Here is a 446-nt window from a genome sequence, read left to right on the forward strand (position 1 = left end):
CGTGGTCGTGCGCGGCGCCCAGCGCGGCCGTGAGCTTGGCTTCCCGACCGCCAACGTGGAGACCCTCCCGCGCCCTCCGCCCCGGAGACCCCGGATTCCCCTGAGACCCCGGAGCCGAGCGCCGAGACCCCGGCGCCCCCGAGCGAGCCGACCGCAGCCGCCGCACCAGGCGCACCCGGCGACGAGCCCGCGACCCCCGACGAGGCCACGGACACCACCGCCGAAGCCACAGCTCCGGAGGTCCCGGAGGCACCGGAACCCCCGGAGGCCCCCGCCCCCGCCGCCGACCCCGAGCAGCCCGCCGCCGAACCGCAGGCGACGACGCCCGGCGACGCACCCGCTCCCGCCGCACAACCCCCGGCACCGGAGCAGCCGCAGCCCGCCGCACCCCAGCCCCCCGCTCCGGAGCAGGAAGGCCAGCAAGAGGGCCAGCAGGAAGGCTGGCG

At 79.4% G+C, this 446-nt stretch carries 1 pseudogene; it reads left to right on the plus strand.

What is annotated here, in order from left to right:
- Positions 1–70 (plus strand): annotated as a pseudogene (locus G3I78_RS51550) (riboflavin kinase); the annotation flags it as partial.
- Positions 71–446 lie beyond the last annotated feature (376 nt).

The sequence above is a fragment of the Streptomyces sp. SID13726 genome, from assembly GCF_010548375.1.
In the GTDB taxonomy this organism is placed as follows: domain Bacteria; phylum Actinomycetota; class Actinomycetes; order Streptomycetales; family Streptomycetaceae; genus Streptomyces.